A 7,362-nucleotide genomic window follows, 5' to 3' on the forward strand; every position below is an offset into this window, starting at 1 on the left:
GAAACATTTTTTGGAAGATTAAAAAATGAAGTTTATTATGGTTACGAAAAGAGCTATAACTCTTTTGAAGAATTTTCGAAAGCAATAGAAAAATACATCTATTATTACAATAACGAAAGAATTCAGAAGAAAACAAAATGGATGCCACCTACAAAGTATAGGTTAGCATCCACTACAACTAATTAATTAAATATTGTGTCCAGTTTTATGGGTACACATCATTTAAGTCTTGCTATTTTTTTATTTATTTTTTAGAATTAATCATTTTATCCTTGTAGATATATAAAATCAGATTACTGCATTTGCTAAGAATATCATTCGTAGGAAATTTACATGATTTCAAATCGAAAAAATCCGCCAGAAATTTGACCGCTTGAGTGCGTAGCACGAGTTTGAGATTTTAGAATTTTGAGATTAGAATTTGCCAATTTTCGTAAGTTAGACGATGCGTGTTACGACTTTTATTTCCGTATGCTTGTGCAGAGACTTTTATTCTTTTCCACAATAAAAAAAATAGGCAACCCCTGTTGCCTATTCTCCTAAATCTATTTCTTTTTAATTCCCAATTCACCATCTACATTTGTTATAACCACTGTATCCTTGTCAGTCACAGTTCCTTTTATCAATTCACGTCCGAGTTTTGTCTCAACGTTGGATTCGATAAATCTCTTAACTGGTCTTGCACCGTACAATACATCGTATGCTTTGTCGATAATCAAATCTTCTGCAGATTCGTCGATTTCGATAGTGATTTGTCTGTCTTCCAATTGTTTTTGCAACAATGAAACTTGTTTTTCAATAATCTTGTAGATGTCATCTTTTGTCAATGGTTTGAACATTACGATATCGTCAATTCTGTTCAAAAATTCTGGTTTGAATCGTGATTTCAATTCGTCCATTACAGAATTTCTGCTTTCATCAGAAATATTTCCGCTGTCGTCAATTCCTTCAATCAAATCCATCGAGCCAATGTTACTTGTCATAATGATGATTGTGTTTTTGAAATCGACAGTTCTACCTTTGTTGTCAGTCAAACGTCCGTCATCCAAAACTTGCAACAAAATGTTGAACACATCTGGATGTGCTTTTTCGATTTCGTCGAACAAAATCACTGAGTATGGTTTTCTTCTGACAGCTTCAGTTAGTTGACCACCTTCATCGTATCCAACATATCCTGGAGGAGCTCCGACAAGTCTACTTACTGCGTGTTTTTCCATATATTCTGACATATCGATACGAATCAAATTCTTTTCGTCATCAAACATATTTTCAGTCAAAGCTTTTGCAAGTTCTGTCTTACCAACACCAGTTGGTCCAAGGAATATAAATGAACCGATTGGTCTGTTGAGTGATTTCAAACCGCTTCTAGCTCTGATGATTGCATCAGTCACGGCAGTTACAGCTTCATCTTGTCCCACAACTCTCTTGTGCAACAACTTGTCCATATTCAAAATCTTGTCACGTTCTGTTTCCACTAATTTTGTCACAGGAATTGATGTCCACTTGCTTACAACTTCTGCGATTTCATCTTCAGTTACGCTTTCTTTTATAATTGAACTGTCATCTTCGTCCATTTTTTTGTTCAATTCTTCAAGTTTGTTTTCAAGTTCGACTAATTTTCCGTATTTTAATTCTGATAATTTTTCAAAATCGTATTTTCTTTGAGCTTCTTCCATTTCGTGTTTAACGGCTTCGATTTCAGATTTTGTGTCCTTGATTTCGTCGACCTTGGATTTTTGTTGAGTCCATTCCATATACATTGCGTCAAACTCGTTTTTAGTATCTTGCAATTCTTTTTCCAAATTTTCGAGTCTGATTTTACTCATTTCATCGTCTTCTTTGTTCAAAGCAGCACGTTCGATTTCAAGTTGCAATATTTTTCTCTTAGTTTCGTCGATGCTTTCAGGCATAGAATCTATCTCAGTTCTAACCATCGCACTCGCTTCGTCCATCAAATCAATCGCCTTATCTGGCAAAAATCTGTCAGTAATATATCTATCCGACAAAGTTGCCGCAGCGATTACAGCATTGTCAGTGATTTTGATTCCGTGATAAATCTCGTATTTGTCCTTAATACCACGTAATATCGAAATTGTGTCTTCTACTGAAGGCTCTTCAACCAAAACTTTTTGGAATCTTCTTTCCAATGCGCCATCTGTTTCGATGTATTTTCTGTATTCATCCAAAGTTGTAGCGCCGATTGTTCTGATTTCACCACGTGCTAACATTGGCTTCAACAAGTTTGCTGCATCCATTGCGCCTTCTGATTTTCCAGCTCCGACCAAAGTGTGAATCTCGTCGATAAACATAATGATTTTGCCGTCAGAATCTGCAACTTCTTTCAACACAGCCTTCAATCTTTCTTCGAATTCTCCTCTGAATTTCGCACCAGCAATCAAACTTCCCATGTCCAACGCAAAAATAGATTTGTTTCTCAAAGTTTCTGGAACATCGTCGTTCACAATTCTAAGCGCCAAGCCTTCCACAATCGCAGTCTTACCAACACCAGGTTGACCAATCAACACTGGATTGTTCTTCGTCCTACGACTCAAAATTCTAACGCTGTGTCTGATTTCATCGTCACGACCGATAACTGGATCAAGTTTGCCTTCTTTCGCCAAATCAGTCAAATTACGACCGTATTTTGTCAACACATCTGTTGTATCTTCTGGATTGTCAGAATCTATCTTTTGATTTCCCCTCAAATCCTTCAAATTAGATGCAAAATTTTGCTTGTTTATATTAAAATCTTTCAACAAAACTGCACTAACAGTGTTTTTTTCTCCCAAAACACTCATAAAAATGTGTTCTACTGAAACGAAACTGTCGCCCATGGACTTAGCTTCGTCCTCTGCTTTCAACAAAATTCTTTGGAAAGCAGTGCTTGGATACACACTCGATTGACTGTCGTTTTTTGGAAGAGAATCTATTTTTTGATTAAAAGCGCTCACAACTTTTTTGTAATCTGAGCCCAATTTTTGAATAGTCTTTGCAACTATTGAATCTGAATCAGACAACAACGCATAGCTCAAATGAACATCCGTAACTTCTGGATTGCCCAATTTTATCGCAGTATTTTGCGCATCTTGAATTGCTTGAACAGATTTTTGTGTGAATTTGTTTAAATCCATAATCCTTACCTCCTAACATTATTCAGATAATTCGTATAATTTTTTGTATAATTCTTCTTGTTCTTCGTTTAATTTTGTAGGATTTACGATGGAAATTTCAAGATACAAATCCCCTTTGACACCTTTCATATCCACGAATCCCTTATCCTTAATTCTAATTCTTTGATTAGCCTTGATATTTTTCGGAATCTTAACCTTGATTCTTTCGCCACTAATCGTTTCAACATTGATTGATTTTCCAAAATAAGCTTCCCATGGTTTAAGTTCAACCTTCTTTATAATATTGTGATCTTCAAGCTTGTTGTACACATCAACCAGGTTAATCTTCACGTAAATGTCCCCGTCAACGCCGAATTTTTCGCCCTTGACCTTAATCTTTTTACCAGGCAAAATTCCTTTTGGAACTTTCAAATTCAAGTTAACACTTTTATCCCCAATCATAAGTCCCAATCTTTTTTCTACACCGTTGTAGATATCTGATAAAGAAACGGAAATGTCCGTGTCGTATCTTTGCCTTGGTTGTGATTTTCTTCCAGCATTTTTGAAACCACCGAAAATATCGGAAAATCCTCCGCCGCTACCTTGTCCACCTGAGAAAAACGCATTGAAAAAGTCCGAGAATCCTCCGCCACTTCCACCAGTTGTGTAAGTGTAGGATCCAGAATTCTTGCCGAAGCCACCAAATCCTCCGAAGTTTCCAAAATCGTACGCATTCGGATCGAAGTTTTGTCCGCCTTGGAAATTATAATTTGATCCGAACATATCGTATTTTTTACGCTTATCCTCGTTACCCAAAACCTCGTAAGCCTCGTTGATTTCCTTGAATTTTTCTTGTGATTTCTCATCGCCTTTATTTAAATCAGGGTGATATTTCTTGGCGAGTTTTCGGTATGCTTTTTTAATTTCTTGGGAGCTCGCCTTTTTATCCACCCCCAAAACTTTGTAATAATCTTTATATTCCATAAAAACCTCCCGTAATTTGTTTTTGACTTTCTTTGACCTTGATATTATTATACACCCTTACGAGTGCATAATCAATAGTATTTGCAATCTTTGCAATTTCTTTGACTTTTAAATTTTTATTTTTGACTTTTGATTCTAAAATTAAATCATTATATCCATATGGAATGATCCTTGCCACTTCCCACTTCGAAATGGTATTTCACAATTCCCAAATCGACCTTCGCTGACGGAGCAAATTTCGCCTTTGCCTTCACCTTATCATCAAGCAAAGTCAACATAAATTTTTGTTGATTAATCGCAGTCGGAGCATTAAGTGCACAATCCACACCGTTCTTAAACCATTGTGGTGAATTATCACTCACATTTGACACTTGTCTTGGAAGTTTGCTCTTGTGATTGTAACCCCAGTTTGCAGGAATACCGAACGCAATCACAATCACCAAGTTTTCGTTAGGCTCTATGTATTTTCTTATATTCTTCTTATTATATGTAAGAGCAACCCAGCACGAACCCAAACCCAAATTCATAAGTTCCATCACAAGCTTCTCGCCGTAATATCCACAAACCTCGCTCAAATCATTGCCTACACCCTTCATAATCAGAAAATTATTCACATTCTCAAACTTACCATACTTCGCAAGCTTTGAATTGAACCCTTCCTTGTCATCAAACACAGCCTTTATATTCAAATTCGACTCACGATTAACCTCATCAACCTTCTGTTCAATAATCTTCTTCACAGAAGAATCAATCTCTTCATCTATGTATTTTCTAACAGAATGCCTCTTGTGCATCAACTCTAAAATATCCACCATGTCCCCCTCATTAAAATATATACTTATTATAATATACCACAAATCACGAAAATTCACGCACCACCACGCATACAATTAAATATTTCCACACAAACAAAAATGGAATCGCACCGATTCCATCTATATTAACCCACCACTCCACACCCAAAGCTCAATACATCTTGCGCAAATTCTCCAAAGCCTTGCTTCTCGTATTGTAGAATGTCGACTGTTTCATATTCAATTCTTTGCAAATCTCCCTCGCACTTTTTTCTCTAAGGAAATTCTCGTAAATAATCTTCTGTTGCTTATCGGGAAGCTTACGCACCTTCTCGTAAAGCTTTTTAATCTCCAACCTATCCTCAAAATCCTGTTCGATATTCTCATCAGATTCAATCAAATTCATCACCTCATCACCATCCTCATTAGTATAATTCAACGACGAAACACTTCTTCTAGGATTCTTCTTCAAATAGAAAAACCTCAACCTCTGCTTCAAATAATAATTGAACGGAACCTTCTTCGAAGCATCATACTCCATAATCGCATACATAATCTCCGTCTTGCCATCATCCACAAGCTCCTCAAAAATATCCGTCCTATCGTAATATTTTTTTATACTACTAATAATCAACGGCTCAAAAGCCTTATAAATTCTCTCATCATCCAAAATTTTGTTGTTCACAATATAATCTATCTCATCAAAATTCATGATTTTCATCTCCTTTTTCTCAATTTTACAATCGAAATCAAGATAATATAAATCATGAATGAAACGAAAAACCACGCCAAAACAAATAGTAACAGCGTGAACCATTTGAAAATAAATGAAAAATCATCACCATTCTTCACAAAACAAACCAATTCATTGTAAATTCAAATCGAAAACACTTGAACAGGAACGTATGTTCTGTTATAATAAAATTATCATAAAATAAAAGGAGAATCAATGAAACAATTACAAGCAATCATACCGATATACGTCGACAATATCGGCAATGCAGTCCAACTTTATTTTAATGATTTCACCGCTACCAATTATTGTTCATTGGATTGTTGCATCAAAAAAATCGCTCGCAACCAATTAATAGACATCATAGAGGCCAAGAAACTAATCAAAAAATCCTTGAACATAACCAAAAATCCTCCTATTTGTTTTAAAAACGGAACGTACTGCATGATCAAAGTTAGAAAACCAATATCCAAAAACGATGGAAGTTATGGACTGTTCAACATCGAATCCATCGAAGAAATCAAAACAGGCCACATAATACTTACAAACAATCAAAAAATCACAACACTAGAATCCAAGAAAAGCATCGAAGACAAAATCCAAAAAGCAAAACTCGCCAGGCTTTTGATAGATGATTATACGACAAACTTCGACATACTCACAAGCAAATAACCACAAAAAAACTGATACATTTTATGGTTCAACATATTTGTATCAGTTTTTTCACGAAAAAAATGGGACCAGTTTTTGGTCCCATTTTAAAATATAAATCTGCCTATCAATGAAAGGAAAAATTATTTACGTTTTTTAAGTGAAATGAAAGCACCTGCAACGCTTGACAATGAAGCTGCTGCTAATGTTAAGATTTCAGCTTCGCTACCAGCTTTTGGTAATTCAGCTTTGTCTTTTTTCTTTGGAGAATCTACTCCACCCTTACCATTTTCTTCTTTTTCTTCTTTAGCTGGTTTGTCTTCTTTTTCAGGTTTTTCTTCCTTACCAGGTTTACCTTCTTCAGGTTTTTGTCCTTCGCCAGGTTTTTGTCCTTCACCTGGAGTTGATGGAGTTGTTTCGCCTGGAGTTGAAGGAGTTGTTTCGCCAGGAGTTGAAGGAGTTGTTTCACCTGGTGTTGATGGTGTTGGAGTTACGCCAGGAGTTGATGGTGTTGGAGTTACGCCAGGAGTTGGTGTAACGCCAGGAGTTTTTCCATCTTCTTTGCCTTCTTCAAAAGGATGTTTTGATTGATCATACCAGTTATCAGAAATTTTTCCTTCTTCTTCTGGTGTATTATTTGCTAACCATTCGTCAATTGTTACTAATGGTTTGTGTTCATATCCTAATACATAGTAGTATTTTTTGTCAGCACCTTGTCTTACGCTAAAAGTATTGTTGATTTTGTCATTTTTTAAAGCTTTCTTAGCTGCTGCTATAGCTTCTTCTTCGTTTTCAAATCCGTTTTGTACTTCTGGTTTTTCTGGTGTTTCTGGATTTTCTTTTTCATCACCAGATGGTTTATATTCGTGATCTGTAAACATTGGATTTCCTGAATCGTCTACTGGCGCTGGAATTTCATTGTTTGTTCCTGTTTCAGCTTCTTCAGTTTCTGTTTTTTCTTCGTTTTCAGATGGTTTTAAATCATGATCTGTGAACATTGGATTTCCTGAATCGTCTACTTTTTTTGGAATTCCGTCATTTGTTTCTTCAGTTTCTGTTTCTGTTTCTTCTTCTTTTTCAGATGGTTTTA

8 protein-coding genes are annotated in these 7,362 nt (G+C 35.8%); 2 read left to right on the plus strand and 6 right to left on the minus strand.

Annotated elements, in window-relative coordinates; translation table 11 throughout:
• Positions 1–186: IS3 family transposase (locus tag ACU68W_RS09130; RefSeq protein ID WP_446756429.1), on the plus strand; the 186-nt coding region annotated here is incomplete at its 5' end.
• Between the two features lie 359 nt (positions 187–545).
• On the opposite strand, the gene clpB is transcribed toward ACU68W_RS09130, so the two are convergent.
• From clpB to ACU68W_RS09155, 5 genes are all read right to left on the minus strand, one after another.
• Positions 546–3,131, minus strand: coding sequence for an ATP-dependent chaperone ClpB (gene clpB, locus ACU68W_RS09135; RefSeq protein WP_446756430.1), 2,586 nt, complete (start codon positions 3,129–3,131; stop codon positions 546–548).
• Positions 3,132–3,149: 18 nt separating this feature from the next.
• Positions 3,150–4,094, minus strand: a complete 945-nt coding sequence (locus ACU68W_RS09140) for a DnaJ domain-containing protein (protein WP_154272047.1) — start codon at positions 4,092–4,094, stop codon at positions 3,150–3,152.
• Positions 4,084–4,272: a hypothetical protein gene (locus ACU68W_RS09145; RefSeq protein WP_446756431.1), complete on the minus strand. Its 189-nt coding sequence runs from the start codon at positions 4,270–4,272 to the stop codon at positions 4,084–4,086. The genes ACU68W_RS09140 and ACU68W_RS09145 overlap by 11 nt, the downstream gene beginning before the upstream one ends.
• Positions 4,244–4,909, minus strand: a complete 666-nt coding sequence (locus ACU68W_RS09150; protein WP_446756432.1) for a nitroreductase family protein — start codon at positions 4,907–4,909, stop codon at positions 4,244–4,246. Before ACU68W_RS09150 ends, ACU68W_RS09145 begins: the two co-directional genes overlap by 29 nt.
• A 151-nt stretch (positions 4,910–5,060) precedes the next feature.
• Positions 5,061–5,600 carry a sigma-70 family RNA polymerase sigma factor gene (locus ACU68W_RS09155; RefSeq protein WP_446756433.1) on the minus strand — a complete coding sequence of 180 codons (540 nt, stop codon included), beginning with the start codon at positions 5,598–5,600 and terminating at the stop codon, positions 5,061–5,063.
• Positions 5,601–5,837: 237 nt separating this feature from the next.
• Between ACU68W_RS09155 and ACU68W_RS09160 the strand changes: the two genes are divergently transcribed.
• A complete protein-coding gene (locus ACU68W_RS09160; RefSeq protein ID WP_446756434.1) occupies positions 5,838–6,293 on the plus strand; it encodes a hypothetical protein in 456 nt (151 codons plus the stop codon).
• Between the two features lie 122 nt (positions 6,294–6,415).
• On the opposite strand, the gene ACU68W_RS09165 is transcribed toward ACU68W_RS09160, so the two are convergent.
• The coding region (locus ACU68W_RS09165; RefSeq protein ID WP_446756435.1) for a DUF5633 domain-containing protein at positions 6,416–7,362 on the minus strand (947 nt) is incomplete at its 5' end.

The organism is Finegoldia sp. P2-F-LR (assembly GCF_052932265.1).

Bases quoted from the DNA above. Each gene is read 5' to 3' on its own strand.
- clpB (WP_446756430.1), bottom strand. From the start codon at position 3,131: ATGGATTTAAACAAATTCACACAAAAATCTGTTCAAGCAATTCAAGAT.
- ACU68W_RS09140 (WP_154272047.1), bottom strand. From the start codon at position 4,094: ATGGAATATAAAGATTATTACAAAGTTTTGGGGGTGGATAAAAAGGCG.
- ACU68W_RS09150 (WP_446756432.1), bottom strand. From the start codon at position 4,909: ATGGTGGATATTTTAGAGTTGATGCACAAGAGGCATTCTGTTAGAAAA.
- ACU68W_RS09155 (WP_446756433.1), bottom strand. From the start codon at position 5,600: ATGAATTTTGATGAGATAGATTATATTGTGAACAACAAAATTTTGGAT.
- ACU68W_RS09160 (WP_446756434.1), top strand. From the start codon at position 5,838: ATGAAACAATTACAAGCAATCATACCGATATACGTCGACAATATCGGC.